The 24679-nt window shown below is 66.6% G+C and carries 28 protein-coding genes; all 28 read left to right on the plus strand.

What is annotated here, in order from left to right; all coding sequences use genetic code 11:
- Positions 1 to 108: 108 nt before the first annotated feature.
- The 28 genes from rplJ to rplR all read left to right on the plus strand — a co-directional run bounded on the left by rplJ (position 109) and on the right by rplR (position 24671).
- On the plus strand, positions 109 to 663 hold the full coding sequence (gene rplJ / locus MTQ01_RS05265) for a 50S ribosomal protein L10 (RefSeq protein ID WP_247487079.1): 555 nt from the start codon (positions 109 to 111) through the stop codon (positions 661 to 663).
- An 81-nt stretch (positions 664 to 744) separates the two neighbouring features.
- Entirely contained in the window at positions 745 to 1134 is a 390-nt protein-coding gene (rplL, locus tag MTQ01_RS05270) for a 50S ribosomal protein L7/L12 (protein ID WP_247487080.1), read from the plus strand.
- A 671-nt stretch (positions 1135 to 1805) separates the two neighbouring features.
- Positions 1806 to 5288 carry a DNA-directed RNA polymerase subunit beta gene (gene rpoB, locus MTQ01_RS05275; protein WP_247487081.1) on the plus strand — a complete coding sequence of 1161 codons (3483 nt, stop codon included), beginning with the start codon at positions 1806 to 1808 and terminating at the stop codon, positions 5286 to 5288.
- Between the two features lie 104 nt (positions 5289 to 5392).
- On the plus strand, positions 5393 to 9292 hold the full coding sequence (locus MTQ01_RS05280) for a DNA-directed RNA polymerase subunit beta' (protein WP_247487082.1): 3900 nt from the start codon (positions 5393 to 5395) through the stop codon (positions 9290 to 9292).
- A 234-nt stretch (positions 9293 to 9526) separates the two neighbouring features.
- Positions 9527 to 10078 carry a DUF1707 and DUF4190 domain-containing protein gene (locus MTQ01_RS05285; protein ID WP_247487083.1) on the plus strand — a complete coding sequence of 184 codons (552 nt, stop codon included), beginning with the start codon at positions 9527 to 9529 and terminating at the stop codon, positions 10076 to 10078.
- A gap of 486 nt (positions 10079 to 10564) precedes the next feature.
- Entirely contained in the window at positions 10565 to 10936 is a 372-nt protein-coding gene (gene rpsL / locus MTQ01_RS05290) for a 30S ribosomal protein S12 (RefSeq protein ID WP_143649006.1), read from the plus strand.
- Between the two features lie 2 nt (positions 10937 to 10938).
- Positions 10939 to 11409: a 30S ribosomal protein S7 gene (rpsG, locus tag MTQ01_RS05295; protein ID WP_143649007.1), complete on the plus strand. Its 471-nt coding sequence runs from the start codon at positions 10939 to 10941 to the stop codon at positions 11407 to 11409.
- Positions 11410 to 11448: 39 nt separating this feature from the next.
- Positions 11449 to 13572 (plus strand): elongation factor G, encoded by a 2124-nt coding sequence (fusA, locus tag MTQ01_RS05300; protein WP_247487084.1) that lies wholly within the window; start codon positions 11449 to 11451, stop codon positions 13570 to 13572.
- Between the two features lie 219 nt (positions 13573 to 13791).
- Positions 13792 to 14985: an elongation factor Tu gene (tuf, locus tag MTQ01_RS05305; RefSeq protein WP_247487085.1), complete on the plus strand. Its 1194-nt coding sequence runs from the start codon at positions 13792 to 13794 to the stop codon at positions 14983 to 14985.
- A gap of 122 nt (positions 14986 to 15107) precedes the next feature.
- Positions 15108 to 15797: an adenosylcobinamide amidohydrolase gene (locus MTQ01_RS05310; protein WP_247487086.1), complete on the plus strand. Its 690-nt coding sequence runs from the start codon at positions 15108 to 15110 to the stop codon at positions 15795 to 15797.
- Between the two features lie 414 nt (positions 15798 to 16211).
- Positions 16212 to 16520 (plus strand): 30S ribosomal protein S10, encoded by a 309-nt coding sequence (rpsJ, locus tag MTQ01_RS05315; RefSeq protein WP_016473429.1) that lies wholly within the window; start codon positions 16212 to 16214, stop codon positions 16518 to 16520.
- A gap of 13 nt (positions 16521 to 16533) precedes the next feature.
- A complete protein-coding gene (gene rplC / locus MTQ01_RS05320; RefSeq protein WP_247487087.1) occupies positions 16534 to 17178 on the plus strand; it encodes a 50S ribosomal protein L3 in 645 nt (214 codons plus the stop codon).
- A 7-nt stretch (positions 17179 to 17185) separates the two neighbouring features.
- Positions 17186 to 17842, plus strand: a complete 657-nt coding sequence (gene rplD / locus MTQ01_RS05325) for a 50S ribosomal protein L4 (protein ID WP_247487088.1) — start codon at positions 17186 to 17188, stop codon at positions 17840 to 17842.
- On the plus strand, positions 17842 to 18165 hold the full coding sequence (gene rplW / locus MTQ01_RS05330) for a 50S ribosomal protein L23 (protein ID WP_247487089.1): 324 nt from the start codon (positions 17842 to 17844) through the stop codon (positions 18163 to 18165). The genes rplD and rplW overlap by 1 nt, the downstream gene beginning before the upstream one ends.
- 38 nt (positions 18166 to 18203) lie before the next feature.
- Positions 18204 to 19040, plus strand: a complete 837-nt coding sequence (gene rplB / locus MTQ01_RS05335; RefSeq protein WP_247487090.1) for a 50S ribosomal protein L2 — start codon at positions 18204 to 18206, stop codon at positions 19038 to 19040.
- 12 nt (positions 19041 to 19052) lie between these two features.
- Positions 19053 to 19334: a 30S ribosomal protein S19 gene (gene rpsS, locus MTQ01_RS05340; protein WP_103501089.1), complete on the plus strand. Its 282-nt coding sequence runs from the start codon at positions 19053 to 19055 to the stop codon at positions 19332 to 19334.
- A 44-nt stretch (positions 19335 to 19378) separates the two neighbouring features.
- Entirely contained in the window at positions 19379 to 19726 is a 348-nt protein-coding gene (gene rplV / locus MTQ01_RS05345; protein WP_211039102.1) for a 50S ribosomal protein L22, read from the plus strand.
- Positions 19726 to 20565, plus strand: a complete 840-nt coding sequence (rpsC, locus tag MTQ01_RS05350) for a 30S ribosomal protein S3 (protein WP_211039085.1) — start codon at positions 19726 to 19728, stop codon at positions 20563 to 20565. The genes rplV and rpsC overlap by 1 nt, the downstream gene beginning before the upstream one ends.
- Before the next feature lie 5 nt (positions 20566 to 20570).
- Positions 20571 to 20990, plus strand: a complete 420-nt coding sequence (gene rplP / locus MTQ01_RS05355; protein ID WP_247487091.1) for a 50S ribosomal protein L16 — start codon at positions 20571 to 20573, stop codon at positions 20988 to 20990.
- The gene (gene rpmC / locus MTQ01_RS05360) at positions 20990 to 21214 is read left to right on the plus strand and encodes a 50S ribosomal protein L29 (RefSeq protein WP_211039087.1); all 225 of its coding nucleotides are present in this window, start codon (positions 20990 to 20992) and stop codon (positions 21212 to 21214) included. Before rplP ends, rpmC begins: the two co-directional genes overlap by 1 nt.
- Positions 21214 to 21498 carry a 30S ribosomal protein S17 gene (rpsQ, locus tag MTQ01_RS05365; protein ID WP_211039088.1) on the plus strand — a complete coding sequence of 95 codons (285 nt, stop codon included), beginning with the start codon at positions 21214 to 21216 and terminating at the stop codon, positions 21496 to 21498. Before rpmC ends, rpsQ begins: the two co-directional genes overlap by 1 nt.
- A gap of 103 nt (positions 21499 to 21601) precedes the next feature.
- Positions 21602 to 21970, plus strand: coding sequence for a 50S ribosomal protein L14 (rplN, locus tag MTQ01_RS05370; protein WP_211039089.1), 369 nt, complete (start codon positions 21602 to 21604; stop codon positions 21968 to 21970).
- 2 nt (positions 21971 to 21972) lie between these two features.
- Positions 21973 to 22296 carry a 50S ribosomal protein L24 gene (gene rplX, locus MTQ01_RS05375; RefSeq protein ID WP_247487092.1) on the plus strand — a complete coding sequence of 108 codons (324 nt, stop codon included), beginning with the start codon at positions 21973 to 21975 and terminating at the stop codon, positions 22294 to 22296.
- Positions 22296 to 22853, plus strand: coding sequence for a 50S ribosomal protein L5 (rplE, locus tag MTQ01_RS05380; protein ID WP_247487093.1), 558 nt, complete (start codon positions 22296 to 22298; stop codon positions 22851 to 22853). The genes rplX and rplE overlap by 1 nt, the downstream gene beginning before the upstream one ends.
- A gap of 1 nt (position 22854) precedes the next feature.
- Positions 22855 to 23040, plus strand: a complete 186-nt coding sequence (locus tag MTQ01_RS05385) for a type Z 30S ribosomal protein S14 (RefSeq protein ID WP_003948630.1) — start codon at positions 22855 to 22857, stop codon at positions 23038 to 23040.
- Between the two features lie 282 nt (positions 23041 to 23322).
- Positions 23323 to 23721 (plus strand): 30S ribosomal protein S8, encoded by a 399-nt coding sequence (rpsH, locus tag MTQ01_RS05390; protein ID WP_211039092.1) that lies wholly within the window; start codon positions 23323 to 23325, stop codon positions 23719 to 23721.
- A gap of 23 nt (positions 23722 to 23744) precedes the next feature.
- A complete protein-coding gene (rplF, locus tag MTQ01_RS05395) occupies positions 23745 to 24284 on the plus strand; it encodes a 50S ribosomal protein L6 (protein ID WP_247487094.1) in 540 nt (179 codons plus the stop codon).
- A gap of 3 nt (positions 24285 to 24287) precedes the next feature.
- Positions 24288 to 24671: a 50S ribosomal protein L18 gene (gene rplR / locus MTQ01_RS05400; RefSeq protein WP_247487095.1), complete on the plus strand. Its 384-nt coding sequence runs from the start codon at positions 24288 to 24290 to the stop codon at positions 24669 to 24671.
- Positions 24672 to 24679: the final 8 nt, after the last annotated feature.

The following is a 24679-nucleotide window of genomic DNA, read 5'->3' on the forward strand; positions in this document are numbered from 1 at the left end:
TGTGCGCGTGTCAGGTGGGGCGTCCTCGCTCCCGATCCGGGCGGTCCGGCTTGCAGGACCGATCGAGAGGTCGGTTGACGATCATCACCCGGAAGGAGGCCGAGGCCCATGGCGACGCCCGACAAGGTCGCAGCTGTGGCGGAGATGACGGACAAGTTCCGCAACTCCAACGCCACTGTGGTCACCGCGTACACCGGGCTTTCCGTGGCTCAGCTCAAGGAGCTGCGCCGCTCGCTCGGTGATAACGCTCAGTACCGTGTGGTGAAGAACACGCTGACCAAGATCGCGGCCAAGGAGGCCGGGGTCAACACGCTCGACGAGTTCCTGACGGGCTCGACGGCTGTCGCTTTCGTTACCGGTGACCCGGTAGTTGCGGCAAAGGGTCTTCGTGACTTCGCCAAGGAGAACCCCGCTCTCGTCATCAAGGGCGGTGTCCTTGAAGGCAAGGCGCTGTCCGCCGACGAGATCAAAAAGCTCGCGGACCTCGAGTCCCGCGAGGTGCTGCTCGCCAAGCTGGCCGGTGGCATGAAGGCGTCCACGGCCAAGGCCGCGGCGACCTTCCAGGCCCCGCTCACGAAGCTCGTCCGCACTGCGGACGCGCTGCGCGAGAAGGTCGAGCAGGGCGGTGCCGGTACGCCGGCTCCCGCCGAGGCTGCCGAGTAAGAACCCTCAGCAGTCCAGCGGGCCCGTACGCCCGCCGCAATGTACATCCGGCACCAGCCGATTAGTGGAAGGACCGCCACCATGGCGAAGCTCACCCAGGACGAGCTGCTCGCGCAGTTCGAGGAGATGACCCTCATCGAGCTCTCCGAGTTCGTGAAGGCCTTCGAGGACAAGTTCGACGTCGAGGCTGCCGCCCCGGCCGCCGTCGCCGTTGCCGCCCCGGGCCAGGGCGGCGGCGCCGCCGAGGCCGCGGAGGAGCAGGACGAGTTCGACGTCATCCTCACCGGCGCGGGCGACAAGAAGATCCAGGTCATCAAGGTCGTGCGTGAGCTGACCTCGCTGGGTCTGAAGGAAGCCAAGGACCTGGTCGACGGCACCCCGAAGCCGGTTCTGGAGAAGGTCAGCAAGGAGGCCGCGGACAAGGCCAAGGAGTCCCTCGAGGGCGCCGGCGCCGCTGTCGAGGTCAAGTGACCCTGCTGAGTCTCCCGCGGCCCGTTCTGCGAGCCGTCTGACTCGGTGCTGTCCCGTGCGGGACGGCGTCACACGAAGGGCGATCACCCGTTGGGGTGGTCGCCCTTCGGCGTTCCCGGGTGTTCGAGTGACGGTCGAGTGCGACCACGGGCGCCGGGGGTAGGGTGATCATCGTTGCCGGTGCGAACCGCTTCGCAGCCCGGCCCGTGGTCGGCAGGGCCTTGACGAACGGCACACGGCAAGCGATTCTCAGGACGCTGCTCGACAGCGATCGGTCGGCACGCAGGCGGCGCTCCTGGGTGGCGAGGACGGCCGACGGCTGGCGGCGGCAGACGATCCACATCGATTTCGGGTCCGAGGCATGGATCGCAGAGGAAGTGGGAAGTCTTGCGGCAGACGCCGAAGGAGGCCGCTCGAAGCGCAAGGCAGGGCTCTCTCGGGCCGGGCGTACAGACCCGGTCGAGGCCCTGAAGGCAATGGAGGAACAACGAGGGAGTGATCCCTCCCGGAGGGAGAGAGAGGCACTGCGCCGATCTCCGGATATCCGCTCTGGACATCAGTGTGCCTTGTGGCTACACTGACACTTTGCGCTGCCTGTTAGTTGCCTCCTGCCGTCACCCGGGGGCACCGGTATGCGCGTAGTGAGTCCGAGCCCTCGGAAGGACCCCCTCTTGGCCGCCTCGCGCAACGCCTCGACCGTCAATTCGAACAACGGCGCCAGCACCGCCCCATTGCGTATCTCCTTTGCGAAGATCAGGGAACCTCTCGAGGTTCCCAACCTCCTTGCGCTCCAGACCGAGAGCTTCGACTGGCTCCTCGGCAACGACGCTTGGAAGGCCCGCGTCGAGGCCGCGCTGGAGCGCGGTGAGGACGTCCCCAACAAGTCCGGTCTGGAAGAGATCTTCGAAGAGATCTCGCCGATCGAGGACTTCTCGGGGTCGATGTCCCTGACTTTCCGGGACCACCGCTTCGAGCCGCCGAAGAACTCCCTGGAAGAGTGCAAGGAGCGCGACTTCACGTACGCGGCTCCGCTGTTCGTCACGGCCGAGTTCACCAACAACGAGACCGGTGAGATCAAGTCTCAGACGGTCTTCATGGGCGACTTCCCGCTCATGACCAACAAGGGCACCTTCGCGATCAACGGCACCGAGCGCGTGGTCGTCTCGCAGCTCGTTCGTTCGCCCGGTGTCTACTTCGACTCCTCCGTGGACAAGACGTCCGACAAGGACATCTTCTCCGCCAAGATCATCCCTTCCCGGGGTGCCTGGCTGGAGATGGAGGTCGACAAGCGCGACATGGTCGGTGTCCGCATCGACCGCAAGCGCAAGCAGTCCGTCACCGTGCTGCTGAAGGCTCTGGGCTGGACCACGGACCAGATCCTCGAGGAGTTCGGCGAGTACGAGTCGATGCGCGCCACCCTGGAGAAGGACCACACCCAGGGTCAGGACGACGCGCTCCTCGACATCTACCGGAAGCTGCGTCCGGGCGAGCCGCCGACCAAGGAGGCCGCCCAGACCCTGCTGGAGAACCTCTACTTCAACCCGAAGCGGTACGACCTGGCGAAGGTCGGCCGGTACAAGATCAACAAGAAGCTCGGCGGTGACGAGCCGCTGAACTCCGGCGTGCTCACCAACGCCGACGTCATCGCCACGATCAAGTACCTGGTGAAGCTGCACGCCGGCGAGACCGAGACGGTCAGCGCCGAGGGTGACGAGATCGTCGTCGAGACCGACGACATCGACCACTTCGGCAACCGCCGCCTGCGGAACGTGGGCGAGCTCATCCAGAACCAGGTCCGCACGGGTCTGGCCAGGATGGAGCGGGTCGTCCGCGAGCGGATGACCACCCAGGACGTCGAGGCGATCACGCCGCAGACCCTGATCAACATCCGGCCGGTCGTCGCCTCCATCAAGGAGTTCTTCGGCACCAGCCAGCTGTCGCAGTTCATGGACCAGACGAACCCGATCTCCGGGCTCACTCACAAGCGCCGTCTCTCGGCGCTCGGTCCGGGTGGTCTCTCCCGTGAGCGGGCCGGCTTCGAGGTCCGTGACGTGCACCCCTCGCACTACGGCCGGATGTGCCCGATCGAGACGCCGGAAGGCCCGAACATCGGCCTGATCGGCTCGCTCGCCTCCTACGGCCGGGTCAACGCCTTCGGTTTCGTCGAGACCCCGTACCGCCGCGTCACCGACGGTGTCGTCAGCGACGAGGTCGACTACCTGACGGCCGACGAGGAGGACCGCTTCGTCATCGCCCAGGCCAACGCCCCGCTGACGGACGACCTCCACTTCGCCGAGGAGCGCGTGCTGGTCCGCCGTCGTGGCGGCGAGGTCGACAACATCCCGGGCACCGAGGTCGACTACATGGACGTCTCGCCGCGCCAGATGGTGTCGGTGGCGACGGCCATGATCCCGTTCCTCGAGCACGACGACGCCAACCGCGCACTCATGGGGTCGAACATGATGCGGCAGGCCGTGCCGCTCATCAAGGCCGAGTCGCCGCTGGTCGGCACCGGCATGGAGTACCGCGCCGCGGTCGACGCCGGTGACGTCATCAAGGCCGACAAGGACGGTGTCGTCCAGGAGGTCTCGGCCGACTACGTCACCGTCGCGAACGACGACGGCACGTACACCACGTACCGCGTCTCCAAGTTCCACCGCTCCAACCAGGGCACCTCCTTCAACCAGAAGGTGCTCGTGGACGAGGGCGCCAGGGTGATCGAGGGTCAGGTCCTGGCCGACGGTCCCTCCACCGAGGACGGCGAGCTGGCCGTCGGCAAGAACCTGCTGGTCGCGTTCATGCCGTGGGAGGGCTACAACTACGAGGACGCGATCATCCTCTCGCAGCGTCTGGTGCAGGACGACGTCCTCTCCTCGATCCACATCGAGGAGCACGAGGTCGACGCCCGTGACACCAAGCTGGGTCCGGAGGAGATCACCCGGGACATCCCGAACGTCTCCGAGGAGGTCCTCGCCGACCTCGACGAGCGCGGCATCATCCGTATCGGTGCCGAGGTCGAGGCCGGGGACATCCTGGTCGGCAAGGTCACCCCGAAGGGCGAGACCGAGCTGACCCCCGAGGAGCGGCTGCTGCGCGCGATCTTCGGAGAGAAGGCGCGCGAGGTGCGCGACACCTCGCTGAAGGTGCCGCACGGCGAGACCGGCAAGGTCATCGGCGTGCGCATCTTCGACCGCGAGGAGGGCGACGAGCTGCCCCCGGGCGTGAACCAGCTGGTCCGTGTCTACGTGGCGCAGAAGCGCAAGATCACCGACGGTGACAAGCTCGCCGGCCGCCACGGCAACAAGGGCGTCATCTCCAAGATCCTGCCGGTCGAGGACATGCCGTTCCTGGAGGACGGCACCCCGGTCGATGTGATCCTGAACCCGCTCGGTGTGCCCTCCCGGATGAACCCGGGCCAGGTCCTGGAGATCCACCTCGGCTGGCTGGCCTCGCGGGGCTGGAAGGTCGAGGGCTCCGAGGAGTGGATGGAGCGTCTCAAGGCGATCGGCGCCGACGAGGTCGCGCCGGGCACCAACGTCGCGACCCCGGTCTTCGACGGTGCGCGGGAGGACGAGCTCGCCGGCCTGTTCAACCACGCCCTGCCCAACCGCGACGGCCGCCGGATGGTCCAGCCCTCCGGCAAGGCGCAGCTGTTCGACGGTCGTTCCGGAGAGCCGTTCCCGGACCCGGTCTCGATCGGCTACATGTACATCCTGAAGCTGCACCACCTGGTCGACGACAAGCTGCACGCGCGCTCGACCGGCCCGTACTCGATGATCACCCAGCAGCCGCTGGGCGGTAAGGCGCAGTTCGGTGGCCAGCGCTTCGGTGAGATGGAGGTGTGGGCGCTCGAGGCGTACGGCGCCGCGTACGCGCTCCAGGAGCTCCTGACGATCAAGTCCGACGACGTCACCGGACGTGTGAAGGTCTACGAGGCGATCGTCAAGGGCGAGAACATCCCCGAGCCCGGCATCCCCGAGTCCTTCAAGGTGCTCATCAAGGAGATGCAGTCGCTCTGCCTGAACGTGGAGGTGCTGTCCTCGGACGGCATGTCCATCGAGATGCGTGACACCGACGAGGACGTCTTCCGCGCCGCGGAAGAGCTCGGTATCGACCTGTCCCGGCGCGAGCCGAGCAGCGTCGAAGAGGTCTGACGGGCTGGCCGGGGAGCGTCCCGCCACAGCAGGACGCTCCCCGGCTCTCCCCGGACCCCCGTTCAGACCCCTTTTTGACTCGACCCTGAGAGGGATTGACGAGAGTGCTCGACGTCAACTTCTTCGACGAACTGCGAATTGGCCTCGCCACCGCCGACGACATCCGTCAGTGGTCCCACGGTGAGGTCAAGAAGCCGGAGACCATCAACTACCGCACCCTGAAGCCGGAAAAGGACGGGCTCTTCTGCGAGAAGATCTTCGGTCCGACCCGGGACTGGGAGTGCTACTGCGGCAAGTACAAGCGCGTCCGCTTCAAGGGCATCATCTGTGAGCGCTGCGGCGTCGAGGTGACCCGCGCCAAGGTGCGCCGCGAGCGGATGGGCCACATCGAACTGGCCGCCCCCGTCACGCACATCTGGTACTTCAAGGGTGTCCCGTCCCGTCTGGGCTACCTGCTCGACCTGGCGCCGAAGGACCTCGAGAAGGTCATCTACTTCGCGGCGTACATGATCACGTTCGTGGACGAGGAGCGTCGCACCCGCGACCTGCCGTCCCTGGAGGCGCACGTCTCCGTCGAGCGTCAGCAGATCGAGCAGCGGCGCGACGCCGACCTCGAGACGCGTGCCAAGAAGCAGGAGAACGACCTCGCCGAGCTGGAGGCCGAGGGCGCCAAGGCGGACGTCCGCCGCAAGGTGCGCGAGGGCGCCGAGCGCGAGATGAAGCAGCTCCGCGACCGTGCCCAGCGCGAGATCGACCGCCTGGACGAGGTCTGGACCCGCTTCAAGAACCTCAAGGTCCAGGACCTGGAGGGCGACGAGCTCCTCTACCGCGAGCTGCGTGACCGCTTCGGCACGTACTTCGACGGTTCGATGGGCGCCGCCGCGCTGCAGAAGCGTCTGGAGACCTTCGACCTGGACGAGGAGGCCGAGCGCCTCCGCGAGATCATCCGCACCGGCAAGGGCCAGAAGAAGACCCGTGCGCTCAAGCGCCTCAAGGTCGTCTCCGCCTTCCTGCAGACCCGCAACAGCCCCAAGGGCATGGTGCTGGACTGCGTCCCGGTGATCCCGCCGGACCTGCGTCCGATGGTCCAGCTCGACGGTGGCCGCTTCGCCACCTCCGACCTGAACGACCTGTACCGCCGGGTCATCAACCGGAACAACCGTCTCAAGCGTCTGCTCGACCTCGGTGCGCCCGAGATCATCGTGAACAACGAGAAGCGGATGCTCCAGGAGGCCGTCGACGCGCTGTTCGACAACGGTCGCCGCGGTCGTCCGGTCACCGGTCCGGGCAACCGTCCGCTGAAGTCCCTCAGCGACATGCTGAAGGGCAAGCAGGGCCGCTTCCGTCAGAACCTGCTCGGCAAGCGCGTCGACTACTCGGCCCGTTCCGTGATCGTCGTCGGCCCGCAGCTGAAGCTGCACCAGTGCGGTCTGCCCAAGGCGATGGCGCTGGAGCTCTTCAAGCCGTTCGTGATGAAGCGTCTGGTCGACCTGAACCACGCGCAGAACATCAAGTCGGCCAAGCGCATGGTCGAGCGTCAGCGCACCGTGGTGTACGACGTGCTCGAAGAGGTCATCTCCGAGCACCCGGTGCTGCTCAACCGTGCGCCGACCCTGCACCGCCTCGGCATCCAGGCCTTCGAGCCGCAGCTGGTCGAGGGCAAGGCCATTCAGATTCACCCGCTCGTGTGCACCGCGTTCAACGCGGACTTCGACGGTGACCAGATGGCCGTGCACCTGCCGCTGTCCGCCGAGGCCCAGGCCGAGGCGCGCATCCTGATGCTGTCGTCGAACAACATCCTGAAGCCGGCCGACGGTCGTCCCGTCACCATGCCGACCCAGGACATGGTGCTCGGCCTCTTCTTCCTCACCACCGACGAGGAGGAGCGCGAGGTCAAGGGCGAGGGCAGGGCGTTCGCCTCGACCGCGGAAGCGATCATGGCCTTCGACGCGGGCGAGCTCTCGCTCCAGGCGAAGGTCGACATCAACTTCCCGATCGGTTCCGTGCCTCCGCTCGGCTTCGAGTCGCCGGCGGCCGAGGACGGCGAGCCGGACTGGCAGATCGGCAGCGGTTTCCGGATCCGTACGACGCTGGGCCGCGCGCTCTTCAACGAGCTGCTGCCCGAGGACTACCCCTTCATCGACTACACGGTCGGCAAGAAGCAGCTCTCGGCGATCGTCAACGACCTCGCCGAGCGCTACCCGAAGGTGGCGGTCGCCGCGACGCTGGACAACCTGAAGGCGGCCGGTTTCCACTGGGCCACCCGCTCGGGCGTCACGGTCGCGTTCTCGGACATCGTGGGCCCGCCGGAGAAGCCGGCGATCCTCGCGAACTACGAGGGCCAGGCGCAGAAGATCCAGAAGCAGTACGAGCGCGGTCTGATCACTCGGGACGAGCGCAACCAGGAGATGGTCGTCGTCTGGAACAAGGCGACCAACGAGGTCACCGAGGCGATGCAGGCGCACTTCCCGCGCACCAACTCGATCTTCATGATGATCGACTCCGGGGCCCGAGGAAACATGATGCAGCTGCGTCAGATCGCCGGTATCCGCGGTCTGGTGTCGAACGCGAAGAACGAGACCATCGCGCAGCCGATTCGCGCCTCGTACCGGGACGGCCTGTCCGTGCTGGAGTACTTCATCGCCACGCACGGCGCCCGCAAGGGTCTGGCCGACACCGCCCTGCGGACCGCCGACTCCGGTTACCTCACCCGTCGTCTGGTCGACGTCTCCCAGGACGTGATCATTCGCGAGGAGGACTGCGGCACCGAGCGCGGTCTGAAGCTGGAGATCGCGGCCAAGGGCGCCGACGGTGTGCTGCGCAAGGCCGAGGACGTCGAGACCAGCGTGTACGCGCGCTGCCTCGCCGAGGACATCGTGGTCGACGGAAAGGTGCTCGGCCCGGCCGGTACCGACCTCGGCGACGTGCTCATCGACGAGCTGGTCCGGCACGGCATCTCGACGGTCAAGACCCGTTCGATCCTCACCTGTGAGTCGACGGTCGGCACCTGCGCCATGTGCTACGGGCGTTCGCTGGCCACCGGCAAGCTGGTCGACATCGGTGAGGCGGTCGGCATCATCGCCGCCCAGTCCATCGGTGAGCCCGGCACCCAGCTGACGATGCGCACCTTCCACACCGGTGGTGTGGCCGGTGACGACATCACCCAGGGTCTGCCGCGTGTGGTCGAGCTCTTCGAGGCCCGTACGCCCAAGGGTGTCGCGCCGATCTCGGAGGTCGCGGGCCGTGTCCGCATCGACGAGACGGACAAGACCAAGAAGGTCATCGTCACCCCGGACAACGGCGCGGAGGAGGCGGCCTACCCGGTCTCCAAGCGTGCCCGTCTGCTGGTGCACGACGGCGACCACGTCGAGGTCGGCCAGGCGCTGACCGTGGGTGCGATCAACCCGCACGACGTGCTGCGCATCCTCGGCCAGCGGGCCGTCCAGGTCCACCTGGTCCAGGAAGTGCAGAAGGTCTACAACTCGCAGGGCGTGGCGATCCACGACAAGCACATCGAGATCATCATCCGGCAGATGCTGCGCCGTGTGACGATCATCGAGTCCGGTGACGCGGAGCTGCTGCCGGGCGAGCTGGTCGAGCGGACCAAGTTCGAGGGCGAGAACCGTCGCGTGGTGCAGACCGGCGGCCACCCGGCCTCCGGCCGGCCGCAGCTGATGGGTATCACCAAGGCCTCGCTGGCCACCGAGTCGTGGCTGTCGGCGGCGTCCTTCCAGGAGACGACCAAGGTGCTCACCGACGCGGCGATCAACGCCAAGTCGGACTCCCTGATCGGCCTCAAGGAGAACGTCATCATCGGTAAGCTCATCCCGGCCGGTACGGGCCTGTCCCGCTACCGCAACATCCGGGTCGAGCCGACCGAGGAGGCCAAGGCCGCGATGTACTCGGCCGTCGGCTACGACGACATCGACTACTCGCCGTTCGGCACCGGCTCCGGCCAGGCCGTACCGCTGGAGGACTACGACTACGGTCCGTACAACCAGTAGGCGCGAGCGTTCCGCCAGAGGCGGTTCTCCACTCCTTCGGGGGTGGGGGGCCGCCTCTCGGCGTTCGGCCCGCGCGTCGGCCCGCACAGGTCTGCAGCCCGCGCGCGGCAAGGGTCTCGTATCGGTGACGGCTGTGTCGGCGTTCTCATACGGTCCTGCCCGGAACTCCCCGTCGGGCCCAGTCGTCATGGAACATGGGGACAGTACTCGGTCTAAGGCGGGGAGGTGCTGGGGATGTCGCTCCACTGGCACGGCGCGGGGCAGGGGCAGCCCGGTCACAATCCGATGATGCGTGCGTCGGATTCCGACCGCGAGCGCGCTGCCGACGTGCTCAAGGCCGGCTACTCGGAGGGTCGGCTGTCGAAGGAGGAGTACGATCACCGGCTCGACCGTGTGCACCGGGCGGCGACGTACGCGGACATTCAGCCGATGATCGTCGATCTGCCGCAGGGCCCGGTGCCGATGACCGGCTATCAGCAGCAGCCGATGGCGGTGGTGCCGCAGGCGTTCCGTCCGGTCCCGATGCCGCAGCGGAACTGGGCGGCCGTGCCGCCGCCCAGCTCGACCAACAGCACGGCCATCGGCGCGCTGGTGTGCGGTGTGCTGACGCCGATGACCTGGGGGCTGACGTCGCTGCCCGCGGTGATTCTCGGCCACAAGGCGCGGGCGGAGATGCAGGGCAGGACCGAGAAGGGCGACGGCATGGCCACCGCCGGTCTGGTGCTCGGCTACCTCGGTATGGCCTTCTGGTCGCTGTTCATCCTGATCGCGGTGCTGGCGGCCTGATTCCGCGGAAGCCGTCCGCGGGAGCCTTTGGGTTCCCCGCGGATCCGTTTCCCGCGGGATCCGTTTCTGGTCGGAGCAGCGAGGTTTGGTTCTGTTCGGGGCCGGGCAGAGTTGCGCCGAGTGCCTGCCGACGAGCGCGGCACCGATACGCCGACGTTTCCCGCGCGGTCCCGTTGAACCGGGCCGCGCTCTCCGGGCGGGCCCGCCGCTCCGTATCGATTTTGACCGGAGCCTGCGCGGTCGGTACGCTCTGACCTTGTGCCTGGGGTGTCCCCTGCGCTCATGCGATGGCTCGTATCCGCGACTCCTTCCCTGGCGAAGCGGTTCTGCTGGATGCGAGCGGGCGACACCGGGATCACACACTCTCCGAATCGGTGGAGTTCTCCTCGATGAGAGACGTGGTGGCTTCGACACACCCGACCGCGTGGGTCGGTGAGGTGGCCCAGGTTAGATTTACCGATACGGCACACAGAAACCGGAGAGACTGTGCCTACGATCCAGCAGCTGGTCCGCAAGGGCCGGCAGGACAAGGTCGAGAAGAACAAGACGCCCGCGCTAGACGGTTCGCCGCAGCGTCGTGGCGTCTGCACGCGTGTCTTCACCACCACCCCGAAGAAGCCGAACTCGGCGCTCCGCAAGGTCGCCCGTGTGAAGCTCAGCAGTGGCATCGAGGTCACTGCCTACATTCCGGGTGAGGGCCACAACCTGCAGGAGCACTCCATCGTGCTCGTGCGCGGTGGCCGTGTGAAGGACCTGCCGGGTGTTCGCTACAAGATCATCCGTGGTTCCCTCGACACCCAGGGCGTCAAGAACCGCAAGCAGGCTCGCAGCCGCTACGGCGCCAAGAAGGAGAAGTAAGAATGCCTCGTAAGGGCCCTGCCCCGAAGCGCCCGGTCATCATCGACCCGGTCTACGGTTCTCCTCTGGTGACGTCCCTCATCAACAAGGTGCTGCTGCACGGAAAGCGCTCCACCGCCGAGCGCATCGTGTACGGCGCCATGGAGGGTCTGCGGGAGAAGACCGGTAACGACCCGGTCATCACCCTCAAGCGCGCGCTCGAGAACGTGAAGCCGACCCTCGAGGTCCGCTCGCGGCGTGTCGGTGGCGCCACCTACCAGGTGCCGGTCGAGGTTCGCCCCGGCCGCTCCTCCACTCTCGCACTGCGCTGGATCGTGGGTTACTCCCGCGCCCGCCGCGAGAAGACGATGACCGAGCGTCTGATGAACGAGCTGCTCGACGCCAGCAATGGCCTCGGCGCTGCCGTGAAGAAGCGCGAGGACACCCACAAGATGGCCGAGTCCAACAAGGCCTTCGCGCACTACCGCTGGTAGTCGCTACCCACATCGAGACCGAGAGAAGACTGAAGCCTTATGGCTACCACTTCACTTGACCTGGCCAGGGTCCGAAACATCGGGATCATGGCCCACATCGACGCGGGCAAGACGACCACCACCGAGCGAATCCTGTACTACACCGGTGTGAGCTACAAGATCGGTGAGGTCCATGACGGCGCAGCCACCATGGACTGGATGGAGCAGGAGCAGGAACGCGGCATCACGATCACCTCGGCCGCGACCACGTGTCACTGGCCGCTGAACGACGTCGACCACACCATCAACATCATCGACACCCCCGGGCACGTCGACTTCACCGTTGAGGTGGAGCGTTCGCTGCGCGTGCTCGACGGTGCCGTGACGGTGTTCGACGGTGTCGCCGGTGTGGAGCCGCAGTCCGAGACGGTGTGGCGTCAGGCGGACCGCTACGGCGTTCCGCGCATCTGCTTCGTCAACAAGCTGGACCGCACGGGTGCGGAGTTCCACCGCTGCGTCGACATGATCGTCGACCGCCTCGGTGCGACCCCCATCGTCATGCAGCTGCCGATCGGCGCCGAGGCGGACTTCACGGGCGTGGTCGACCTCGTCCAGATGAAGGCGCTCGTCTGGTCCGCCGACACCAAGCTCGGTGAGGCCTACGACGTCGTCGAGATCCCGGACAGCCACAAGGAGAGCGCCGACGAGTGGCGCGGCAAGCTCCTCGAGGCCGTCTCGGAGAACGACGACGAGATGATGGAGCTGTACCTCGAGGGCGTCGAGCCCACCGAGGAGCAGCTGATGGCCGCCATCCGCCGCGTCACCCTGGCGTCCACGGGCGCCGAGGGCACGACCACGGTCACCCCGGTGTTCTGCGGAACCGCGTTCAAGAACAAGGGCGTTCAGCCCCTGCTCGACGCGGTCGTGCGCTACCTGCCGTCGCCCCTGGACGTCGAGGCCGTCGAAGGCCAGGACGTCAAGGACCCGGAGACGGTCATCAAGCGCAAGCCGTCCGACGACGAGCCCTTCGCCGGCCTGGCGTTCAAGATCGCGAGCGACCCCCACCTGGGCAAGCTCACGTTCGTGCGCGTCTACTCCGGCCGTCTGGTCTCCGGCACCGCGGTGCTCAACTCGGTCAAGGGCCGCAAGGAGCGCATCGGCAAGATCTACCGCATGCACGCGAACAAGCGTGAGGAGATCGAGTCGGTGGGCGCCGGCGACATCATCGCCGTGATGGGTCTCAAGCAGACCACCACCGGTGAGACGCTCTGCGACCAGGGCAGCCCGGTCATCCTGGAGTCCATGGAGTTCCCGGCTCCGGTGATCGAGGTCGCCATCGAGCCGAAGACCAAGGGCGACCAGGAGAAGCTGGGTGTGGCCATCCAGCGGCTGGCCGAGGAGGACCCGTCCTTCCAGGTCAAGACCGACGAGGAGACCGGCCAGACCATCATCGCGGGTATGGGCGAGCTGCACCTCGACGTGCTGGTCGACCGTATGAAGCGGGAGTTCCGGGTCGAGGCCAACGTCGGCAAGCCGCAGGTCGCGTACCGCGAGACGCTGCGCAAGTCCGTCGAGAAGCACGACTACACGCACAAGAAGCAGACCGGTGGTTCCGGCCAGTTTGCGAAGGTGCAGATCGCGATCGAGCCTCTCGAGGGCGACGGTTACGAGTTCGTCAACAAGGTCACCGGTGGCCGTATCCCCAGGGAGTACATCCCCTCGGTGGACGCCGGTTGCCAGGACGCGATGGAGTTCGGCGTGCTCGCCGGCTACCCGCTGACCGGCGTGCGCGTGACCCTGCTCGACGGTGCGTACCACGACGTCGACTCCTCGGAGATGGCGTTCAAGATCGCCGGTTCGATCGCCTTCAAGGAGGCCGCACGCAAGGCCAGCCCGGCCCTGCTCGAGCCGATGATGAAGGTCGAGGTCACCACGCCCGAGGACTACATGGGCGATGTGATCGGCGACATCAACTCCCGTCGCGGACAGGTTCAGTCCATGGAGGACCGCGGCAGCGCCAAGCTCGTCACGGGACTCGTCCCGCTGTCGGAGATGTTCGGTTACGTCGGTGACCTTCGCTCCAAGACCTCCGGTCGCGCGAGCTACTCCATGCAGTTCGATTCCTACGCCGAGGTTCCCAAGAACGTCAGCGAGGAGATCATCGCGAAGGCCAAGGGTGAGTGACCTCGGCTAGAAGCCGAAGTCACAGCCCTTAGGCTGTAGCAATAGGCATTCGGGTTACCGGTGCGGTCCGCTCGACGGTCCGCACCGGCCCCGGCCGCCAGCCCTTAAGAGCGAACGGGCCAAGGGCGTCCCCCTAGGGGTCCTGGCCGGTTCGGTACGACCACCTGAACCCTCCGTAAACTGCGGAGGCGTACAGCACCAGTCCACAGGAGGACCCCAGTGGCGAAGGCGAAGTTCGAGCGGACTAAGCCGCACGTCAACATCGGCACCATCGGTCACATCGACCACGGTAAGACCACCCTCACGGCGGCCATTACCAAGGTGCTGCACGACGCCTACCCCGACCTCAACGAGGCCTCGGCCTTCGAGAACATCGACAAGGCGCCCGAGGAGCGCCAGCGCGGTATCACCATCTCCATCGCGCACGTCGAGTACCAGACGGAGAGCCGTCACTACGCCCACGTCGACTGCCCGGGTCACGCGGACTACATCAAGAACATGATCACCGGTGCCGCTCAGATGGACGGCGCCATCCTCGTGGTCGCCGCCACCGACGGCCCGATGCCGCAGACCAAGGAGCACGTGCTCCTGGCCCGCCAGGTCGGCGTTCCGTACATCGTTGTCGCCCTGAACAAGGCCGACATGGTGGACGACGAGGAGATCATGGAGCTCGTCGAGCTCGAGGTCCGTGAGCTCCTCACCGAGTACGAGTTCCCGGGCGACGACCTGCCGGTCGTCAAGGTCTCGGCGCTGAAGGCCCTCGAGGGCGACGGCGAGTGGGGCCAGAGCGTTCTCGACCTGATGAAGGCCGTGGACGAGGCCATCCCGCAGCCGGAGCGCGAGGTCGACAAGCCGTTCCTCATGCCGATCGAGGACGTCTTCACGATCACCGGTCGCGGTACGGTCGTCACCGGCCGTATCGAGCGTGGCATCCTCAAGGTCAACGAGACTGTCGACATCATCGGCATCAAGGCCGAGAAGACCACCACCACGGTGACCGGCATCGAGATGTTCCGGAAGCTGCTGGACGAGGGCCAGGCCGGTGAGAACGTCGGTCTGCTCCTCCGCGGCATCAAGCGCGAGGACGTCGAGCGCGGCCAGGTCATCATCAAGCCGGGCACCGTCACCCCGCACACGGAGTTCGAGGCGCAGGCGTACATCCTGTCGAAGGACGAGGGTGGCCGTCACACCCCCTTCTTCAACAACTACCGCCCGCAGTTCTACTTCCGTACCACCGACGTGACCGGCGTCGTGACCCTCCCCGAGGGCACCGAGATGGTCATGCCGGGCGACAACACCACCATGTCCGTCCAGCTGATCCAGCCGGTCGCCATGGAGGAGGGCCTCAAGTTCGCCATCCGTGAGGGTGGCCGGACCGTCGGCGCCGGCCAGGTCACCAAGATCAACAAGTGACCCCCGGCCCGTAAGGGCTCGCAGTACCAGTACCACGGGAAGGGCCCGTGCGACCTCGGTCGTACGGGCCCTTTCGCGGGTCCGGGCCGAGAGGCCGGTTGCACCGAGATACCGGAGTGCGGATGGACGTGTTCCCCGAAGTCGCCCCCTGCGCACCGGAGTTGACGGTGCGGGAGGAGGGTGGGACGAGCCTTCCGCAGTTGGTGTGGCGGTTGGGACCCGGGCAGCGGGCGTGCTCCTCCGCCGTGCTGGGCGGCGGCCTGGGGGAGCGGGGCTGGGTGCTCAACGCGCAGGTGCCGCCCGGCTACCGCCGTACCGACCCCGCCGCACACCTTGCCGAACTCGCTCTCGCCGCAGGGCTGGAGGGCGCCGGCGTGGGCCTGATGACCGCGGCGCGGGTGGCCCGGTTCACGGATTGCGAGGAAGCGGGCGTACGCACGGTGGTGACCACGGGGCTCGGGGTGCGGGGCTGGGCCGCGGAGCGCCCGTCGGGGCTTCCGGCGCAGCCGGGGCCGCCGTCGGTGGGGACCGTCAACACCGTGATCGCGGTCGTCGCTCCTTTGAGTGATGCGGCTCTGGTGAACGCCGTCGCGACCGCGACCGAGGCCAAGGTGCAGGCGCTGCTGGACGCCGGTGCGGACTGCTCGGGGACACCGTCGGACGCGGTGTGCGTGGTCGCGCGTGCACCGGCTGCCGGCGGGGCGGTCGAGCCGTTCGCCGGGCCGCGCAGCCGCTGGGGCGCGCGTATCGCTCGCACGGTGTACGCGGCCACCCTCGCCGGAGCCCGGGAGTGGCAGCTCAACTCGGCGTGAGTGCAAGGTATTTGAAGTGTGATGCCTGTCACGGTGTGAAGGCGTCGCGGGGAGGGGACTGGGCCGATTGGCCCTCCCAGTGCCCGCTATGGCACACTAGCCAGGTTGCTCGGTTGAGTGCCGATGCCGTGCGCCTCCCGCCGGGAGGACCGGAAGCGAGTCCCGCGTACTCGTCGTCCCTGCTCAGGGGCGGAAGTACGGGAATCTTTCGGGAAGTGCGGGAGGGGCTTCCAACCAGGCATCCGGTGGGTTTTGCCTCCCCCCAACTCCTCCCCTTCTCAAGGGATTTCTCGGCATGGAGTCATGCGGTGAAGTACGGGAAGGGTTGCGACACGCCCGACCGCGTGGGTCGGACGGGGGTGGAGTTTCACCGGGTACCAGAGCTTTTACGAGAGACAGGACTACGAAGTAGCCATGGCGGGACAGAAGATCCGCATCCGGCTCAAGGCCTACGACCACGAGGTCATCGACAACTCGGCGAAGAAGATCGTCGAGACGGTGACCCGCACTGGTGCGTCGGTCGCAGGCCCGGTGCCGCTGCCCACAGAGAAGAACGTGTACTGCGTCATCAAGTCGCCGCACAAGTACAAGGACTCGCGCGAGCACTTCGAGATGCGCACCCACAAGCGCCTGATCGACATCCTCGACCCGACTCCCAAGACCGTTGACTCGCTGATGCGTCTGGACCTTCCGGCCGGCGTCGACATCGAGATCAAGCTCTGAGGGGTGTCGAGAGATGGTTAAGAACATCAAGGGCCTCCTGGGCGAGAAGCTCGGCATGACCCAGGTCTGGGACGAGAACAACCGTGTCGTCCCGGTCACCGTGGTCAAGGCCGGTCCCTGCGTCGTGACCCAGGTGCGCAGTGCAGAAAGGGACGGCTACGAGGCCGTCCAGATCGCCTTCGGCGAGATCGACCCGCGCAAGGTGAACAAGCCCCTCAAGGGCCACTTCGCCAAGGCGGACGTCACCCCCCGGCGCCACCTCGTCGAGATCCGTACCGCCGACTCCGCCGAATTCACCCTGGGCCAGGAGCTCACGGCTGAGGTGTTCGAGTCGGGCATCAAGGTCGACGTGACCGGCAAGTCCAAGGGCAAGGGCACCGCCGGTGTGATGAAGCGTCACGGCTTCCGCGGTGGCAAGGCGTCCCACGGTGCCCACCGCGTGCACCGCAAGCCGGGCGCCATCGGTGGCTGCGCTACCCCGGGCCGTGTCTTCAAGGGCATGCGCATGGCCGGTCGCGCGGGCAACGAGCGGGTCACCACCCAGAACCTGACCGTTCATGCCGTTGACGCGGAGAAGGGCCTGCTGCTCATCAAGGGCGCGGTTCCTGGTCCGAACGGCGGCCTCGTCCTGGTCCGTACCGCGGCCAAGGGGGCCTGAGGTAAAGATGAGCACCGTTGACATTCTTTCGCCGGCAGGCGACAAGACCGGCACCGTCGAGCTCCCCGCCGAGCTCTTCGATGCCAGGACCAGCGTTCCGCTGATCCACCAGGTCGTTGTCGCGCAGCTGGCCGCTGCCCGCCAGGGCACGCACAAGACCAAGACGCGTGGCGAGGTGCGCGGCGGTGGCCGCAAGCCGTACCGCCAGAAGGGCACCGGCCGTGCCCGTCAGGGTTCGACCCGCGCGCCGCAGTTCGCCGGCGGTGGCGTGGTCCACGGCCCCGTGCCGCGTGACTACTCGCAGCGGACCCCGAAGAAGATGAAGGCCGCCGCCCTGCGCGGTGCCCTCTCGGACCGGGCCCGCCACAACCGCATCCACGTCGTCACCGGCGTGGTCGAGGGCGAGATCTCCACCAAGGCCGCGAAGACCCTGCTCGGCAAGGTCAGCGAGCGCAAGAACGTGCTCCTGGTCGCCGACCGGTCCGACGAGGTCTCGTGGCTCTCCGCCCGCAACCTGCCCCAGGTACACGTCCTGGAGCCGGGCCAGCTGAACACGTACGACGTGCTCGTCTCCGACGACGTGGTCTTCACGAAGGCCGCCTTCGACGCCTTCGTGGCCAGCCGTACCGCTGCCGGGGCTGAGCTCGAAGGGAGCGAAGCCTGATGAGCGAGGCAACCGTCACCAGCAAGACCTTCAGCGACCCGCGGGACATTCTGTTCAAGCCCGTGGTCTCGGAGAAGAGCTACGCACTGCTGGACGAGGGCAAGTACACGTTCATCGTGGACCCCCGGGCCAACAAGACCCAGATCAAGCAGGCCGTCGAGTCTGTGTTCTCGGTCAAGGTCATCGGAGTCAACACGATCAACCGCCAGGGCAAGCGCAAGCGCACCAGGACCGGTTACGGAAAGCGCGCAGACACCAAGCGCGCCATCGTGACCCTCGCCGAGGGCGACCGTATCGACATCTTCGGCGGACCGGTCTCCTAACGGAGTCGATCCGTCCGATATCGGACGAGGACTGAGAAATGGGTATCCGCAAGTACAAGCCGACGACCCCGGGCCGTCGTGGCTCCAGCGTCGCCGACTTCGTCGAGATCACGCGGTCCACGCCGGAGAAGTCGCTGGTCCGCCCGCTGCACAGCAAGGGCGGCCGTAACAACGCCGGTCGTGTGACCGTTCGCCACCAGGGCGGTGGCCACAAGCGCGCCTACCGAGTGATCGACTTCCGTCGTCACGACAAGGACGGCGTGCCGGCCAAGGTCGCGCACATCGAGTACGACCCCAACCGCACCGCGCGCATCGCGCTGCTGCACTACGCGGACGGCGAGAAGCGCTACATCCTCGCGCCGGCGCACCTGAAGCAGGGCGACCGCATCGAGAACGGCCCGAACGCCGACATCAAGCCGGGCAACAACCTGCCGCTGCGCAACATCCCGGTGGGTACCGTGCTGCACGCCATCGAGCTGCGGCCGGGCGGCGGCGCCAAGTTCGCCCGCTCCGCCGGTGCCTCCGTGCAGCTGCTCGCGAGGGAGGGCCGCATGGCCCACCTGCGCATGCCGTCCGGTGAGATCCGGCTGGTGGACGTTCGCTGCCGCGCCACTGTCGGCGAGGTCGGCAACGCCGAGCAGTCGAACATCAACTGGGGCAAGGCCGGCCGTATGCGCTGGAAGGGCGTTCGCCCGACCGTCCGCGGTGTGGTCATGAACCCGATCGACCACCCGCACGGTGGTGGTGAGGGTCGTACCTCCGGTGGTCGCCACCCGGTGTCGCCGTGGGGCAAGAAGGAAGGACGTACTCGCGCGCCGAAGAAGGCGAGCAACAAGTACATCGTCCGCCGCCGCAAGACGAACAAGAAGCGCTAGGAGCGGGTTTAGATGCCGCGCAGTCTCAAGAAGGGGCCCTTCGTCGACGACCACCTGAGCAAGAAGGTGGACGTACAGAACGAAGCCGGCACCAAGAACGTCATCAAGACCTGGTCCCGCCGCTCCATGATCGTCCCGGCCATGCTCGGCCACACGATCGCGGTGCACGACGGCCGCAAGCACGTCCCGGTGTTCGTCACCGAGTCGATGGTCGGCCACAAGCTCGGCGAGTTCGCGCCGACCCGCACCTTCCGCGGCCACGTGAAGGACGACCGCAAGTCGCGTCGTCGCTGATCGGCGGAGTGCGAAGACTTATGACTGACATCGAAGGGACAACCATGGAAGCCAGGGCCCAGGCGCGCTACGTGCGTGTCACGCCCATGAAGGCCCGCCGGGTGGTGGACCTTGTCCGTGGCATGAGTGCCACGGAGGCTCAGGCGGTCCTGCGTTTCGCTCCGCAGGCCGCGAGCGTGCCGGTGGGCAAGGTGCTCGACAGCGCCATCGCCAACGCCGCGCACAACTACGACCACACCGACGCCGACAGCCTCGTCATCTCCGAGGCGTACGTCGACGAGGGCCCGACCCTCAAGCGGTTCCGTCCGCGTGCGCAGGGTCGCGCCTACCGGATCCGTAAGCGGACCAGCCACATCACGGTGGTCGTCAGCAGCAAGGAAGGAACCCGGTAATGGGCCAGAAGGTTAACCCGCACGGGTTCCGGCTCGGCATCACCACGGACTTCAAGTCCCGGTGGTACGCCGACAAGCTGTACAAGGACTACGTCAAGGAGGACGTCGAGATCCGCCGCCTGCTCACGCAGGGCATGGAGCGGGCCGGCATCTCCAAGGTCGAGATCGAGCGCACCCGTGACCGGGTTCGCGTCGACGTTCACACCGCCCGTCCGGGCATCGTGATCGGCCGTCGTGGTGCCGAGGCCGAGCGGATCCGCGGCAAGCTCGAGAAGCTGACGGGCAAGCAGATCCAGTTCAACATCCTCGAGGTGAAGAACCCGGAGACGGACGCTCAGCTGGTGGCCCAGGCCGTCGCCGAGCAGCTGTCCTCCCGCGTCTCCTTCCGTCGTGCCATGCGCAAGAGCATGCAGTCGACGATGAAGGCCGGCGCCAAGGGCATCAAGATCCAGTGTGGTGGCCGTCTCGGCGGCGCCGAGATGTCCCGCTCGGAGTTCTACCGCGAGGGCCGGGTGCCGCTGCACACCCTTCGCGCGAACGTCGACTACGGGTTCTTCGAGGCCAAGACCACCTTCGGCCGCATCGGCGTCAAGGTGTGGATCTACAAGGGCGACGTCAAGAACATCGCCGAGGTCCGTGCCGAGAACGCGGCTGCCCGTGCCGGCAACCGTCCCTCGCGCGGCGGCGGCAACGACCGCCCGCGTCGTGGTGGCGGCGACCGTCGCGGTGGTGGCCGCAAGCCGCAGCAGCAGGCACAGCCCGAGGCGGCGGCCAAGGCCGACGCCCCGGCTGCTCCGGCTGCCGAGGCCGCTCCTTCTACCGGCGGAACGGAGGCCTGACCGTCATGCTGATCCCGCGCAGGGTCAAGCACCGCAAGCAGCACCACCCCAAGCGCAACGGTATGGCCAAGGGCGGTACCGAAGTTGCTTTCGGTGAGTACGGCATTCAGGCCGTATCCGCCGCGTATGTGACGAACCGGCAGATCGAGGCAGCTCGTATCGCCATGACCCGTCACATCAAGCGTGGCGGCAAGGTCTGGATCAACATCTACCCGGACCGTCCGCTGACGAAGAAGCCGGCCGAGACCCGCATGGGTTCCGGCAAGGGTTCTCCGGAGTGGTGGATCGCGAACGTCAAGCCCGGTCGGGTGATGTTCGAGCTGTCCTACCCGAACGAGAAGATTGCTCGTGAGGCGCTCACCCGCGCTGCTCACAAGCTTCCGATGAAGTGCCGGATCGTGCGGCGCGAGGCAGGTGAGTCGTGATGGCGACCGGTACCAAGGCCAACGAGCTGCGTGAGCTGAACGACGAGGAGCTCGTCGTCAAGCTGCGCGAGGCCAAGGAGGAGCTCTTCAAGCTCCGTTTCCAGGCGGCGACCGGACAGCTGGAGAACAACGGCCGGCTCAAGGCCGTCCGCAAGGACATCGCCCGGATCTACACCCTGATGCGTGAGCGCGAGCTCGGCATCGAGACGGTGGAGAGCGCCTGATGAGCGAGACGAATGTGACTGAAACGAACGAGCAGCGCGGATTCCGCAAGACCCGCGAGGGTCTGGTCGTCAGCGACAAGATGGACAAGACCGTCGTCGTCGCCGTCGAGGACCGCGTCAAGCACGCCCTGTACGGCAAGGTCATCCGCCGTACCAACAAGCTCAAGGCGCACGACGAGCAGAATGCCGCTGGGGTGGGTGACCGCGTTCTCCTGATGGAGACCCGGCCGCTTTCCGCCACCAAGCGCTGGCGCATCGTCGAGATCCTCGAGAAGGCCAAGTAACCTCCCTGAGTTTCTCAGGGCCAGTTCCGCCAGGCTCGGCAGGGGCGCGCACCGTACGCGGTGAGGCCCCTGCCGGGAACCGGCAGACGATCAGGAGAGAGACGTGATCCAGCAGGAGTCGCGACTGCGTGTCGCCGACAACACGGGCGCGAAGGAGATCCTTTGCATTCGTGTTCTCGGTGGTTCGGGTCGCCGCTACGCGGGCGTCGGTGACGTCATCGTGGCCACCGTCAAGGATGCGATCCCCGGTGGCAACGTGAAGAAGGGTGACGTCATCAAGGCCGTCATCGTGCGCACCGTCAAGGAGCGCCGCCGTGCCGACGGTTCGTACATCCGCTTCGACGAGAACGCCGCCGTCATTCTGAAGAACGACGGCGACCCCCGCGGCACCCGTATCTTCGGCCCCGTGGGCCGTGAGCTGCGCGAGAAGAAGTTCATGAAGATCATCTCGCTCGCGCCGGAGGTGCTGTGAGCATGAAGATCAAGAAGGGCGACCTGGTTCAGGTCATCACCGGCAAGGACCGTGGCAAGCAGGGCAAGGTCGTTCAGGCCTTCCCGCGCGAGGACCGCGTCCTGGTCGAGGGTGTCAACCGGGTCAAGAAGCACACCAAGGCCGGCCAGACCGCTCGTGGTTCGAAGACCGGCGGCATTGTGACGACCGAGGCCCCGATTCACGTGAGCAACGTTCAGCTCGTCGTGGAGAAGGACGGCAACAAGGTTGTCACCCGCGTCGGTTACCGCTTCGACGAGGACGGCAACAAGATCCGCGTTGCCAAGCGGACCGGTGAGGACATCTGATGACTGCCACCACTTCACCGCGCCTCAAGCTGCGGTACCGCGAGGACATCCAGGGCAAGATGCGTGAGGAGTTCTCCTACGAGAACGTCATGCAGATTCCCGGTCTGACCAAGATCGTGGTCAACATGGGTGTGGGCGACGCCGCCCGCGACTCCAAGCTGATCGAGGGCGCCATCCGCGACCTCACCACGATCACCGGCCAGAAGCCCGCCGTGACCAAGGCCCGCAAGTCCATCGCGCAGTTCAAGCTGCGTGAGGGCCAGCCGATCGGCGCCCACGTCACCCTCCGCGGTGACCGGATGTGGGAGTTCCTGGACAGGCTGCTCTCCCTCGCACTGCCGCGTATCCGCGACTTCCGCGGTCTTTCGCCGAAGCAGTTCGACGGTCGGGGCAACTACACCTTCGGTCTCACCGAGCAGGTCATGTTCCACGAGATCGACCAGGACAAGATCGACCGGGTCCGGGGCATGGACATCACCGTGGTGACCACGGCGACCAACGACGAAGAGGGCCGCGCCCTGCTGCGTCACCTCGGCTTCCCGTTCAAGGAGAACTGACATGGCGAAGAAGGCCCTGATCGCCAAGGCTGCCCGCAAGCCCAAGTTCGGTGTCCGCGGTTACACCCGCTGCCAGCGCTGCGGCCGTCCGCACTCCGTCTACCGCAAGTTCGGCCTGTGCCGCGTGTGCCTTCGTGAGATGGCCCACCGCGGCGAGCTGCCGGGCGTGACCAAGAGCTCCTGGTAACTGCCGTTTCCGTCGCCCGGCCGGCGTCCTCAACGGACGCCTGACGGGCGGCGGTTCGGAGAACCAGGGCTCTCGGTAAGCAATCTGGGCGACGGGAGCCCTCCCCGCATGGCTTAGCCTTGGGGGGTTGGGCGCCTCGTCGCCCGTGACAGCCGCGGGCGCATGCCCGCCAAAAGTCGCTTACTACGCCGTAGGTCCCCGTGCCGCACCCGTCCCGCCCCTGAGCGGGGAGAGGGATGGCGCATACAGGAAACCCCGGCGAGAGAGGCCGAAGGCCATCACATGACCATGACCGATCCGATCGCAGACATGCTGACGCGTCTGCGAAACGCGAACTCGGCGTACCACGACGACGTCGCGATGCCGCACAGCAAGATCAAGGCGCACATCGCGGAGATCCTCCAGCAGGAGGGTTACATCACCGGTTGGAAGGTCGAGGACGCCGAGGTCGGCAAGAGCCTCGTCCTGGAGCTGAAGTTCGGCCCCAACCGCGAGCGTTCCATCGCCGGCATCAAGCGCATCTCGAAGCCGGGTCTGCGTGTATACGCAAAGTCCACCAACCTGCCCCGCGTTCTGGGCGGCCTCGGCGTGGCGATCATCTCCACGTCGCACGGGCTGCTGACCGGCCAGCAGGCACAGAAGAAGGGCGTGGGCGGGGAAGTCCTCGCCTACGTCTGGTAACGGAAGGGAACGGAGGAAAAGCCATGTCGCGAATCGGCAAGCTCCCCATTCAGGTTCCCGCCGGTGTGGACGTCACCATCGAGGGCCGTACGGTCGCGGTGAAGGGTCCCAAGGGGTCCCTCTCGCACACCGTCGCGGCGCCCATCGAGGTCGCCAAGGGTGAGGACGGCTCCATCGCCGTCTCCCGCCCGAACGACGAGAGCAGGAACAAGGCTCTGCACGGCCTGTCCCGCACGCTGGTGGCGAACATGATCACTGGCGTGACCCAGGGCTACGGCAAGAAGCTCGAAATCAGCGGTGTCGGTTACCGCGTCCAGGCCAAGGGATCCAACCTGGAGTTCGCTCTGGGCTACAGCCACCCGATCCTGGTGGAGGCGCCCGAGGGCATCTCCTTCAAGGTCGAGTCGCCGACCCGTTTCTCGGTCGAGGGCATCGACAAGCAGAAGGTCGGCGAAGTCGCCGCGAACATCCGCAAGCTGCGGAAGCCCGACCCGTACAAGGCCAAGGGCGTCAAGTACGAGGGCGAAGTCATCCGCCGCAAGGTCGGAAAGGCTGGTAAGTAAGCCATGGCATACGGCGTGAAGATCGCCAAGGGCGACGCGTACAAGCGCGCTGCTGCCAAGCGCCGTCACATCCGGATCCGCAAGAAGATCTCGGGCACGCCCGAGCGTCCGCGGCTGGTCGTGACGCGTTCCAACCGGCACATGGTGGCGCAGGTCATCGACGACATCGCGGGCCACACCGTGGCCTCCGCCTCGTCGATGGACAGCTCCATCCGCGGCGCGGAGGGCGACAAGAGCGCCCTGGCGCAGAAGGTCGGCGAGCTGGTGGCCGAGCGTGCCAAGGCTGCGGGCGTGGAGACCGTTGTTTTCGACCGCGGTGGAAACAGGTACGCCGGGCGCATCGCCGCTCTGGCGGACGCCGCCCGCGAGGCCGGGCTCAAGTTCTGAGCCGGTTC

The sequence above is a fragment of the Streptomyces sp. XM4193 genome, assembly GCF_023072595.1.
Classification (GTDB): Bacteria; Actinomycetota; Actinomycetes; order Streptomycetales; family Streptomycetaceae; genus Streptomyces.